The organism is Pseudaminobacter sp. Soil_N_29 (assembly GCF_057656055.1).
The window spans coordinates 1-307 of sequence record NZ_JBDGLC010000053.1; the positions used below are offsets into that span (position 1 = coordinate 1).

The 307-nt window shown below is 74.6% G+C and carries 1 pseudogene; it reads right to left on the minus strand.

Features of this window, described 5'->3' with window-relative positions:
• Positions 1-295, minus strand: a pseudogene (locus tag AC3A4H_RS23710) (chemotaxis protein CheA); the annotation flags it as partial.
• Positions 296-307 lie beyond the last annotated feature (12 nt).

Consider the following 307-nt stretch of genomic DNA (forward strand, 5'->3'; position numbering starts at 1 on the left):
GCTTGAGCGTCCAGTCGAGATAGGCGCCCTCCGGGTCGAGCGCGTCGAGCAGCGGCACCGCGCTCGCGTCGCAGCTCGCCTCCAGGCGCCCGAGCCGCTCCAGCTCGCGCAGCACCAGCGCCGCCTCGTTGCCCTTGGCATAGAGCTCCGGCCGCGGCTTGAAGCGGATGGTGTAGGCGCGCGCGGCCGGGCCCGCGTCGGCAAGGTCGTCGGTCAGGTCGGCGGCCAGGTCGGCGCCAAGACCGGCGCCGAAGTCGAGCGCCACCCGCACCGGCTGGAACACCAGCCCGTCCATGTCGTCGCCGGC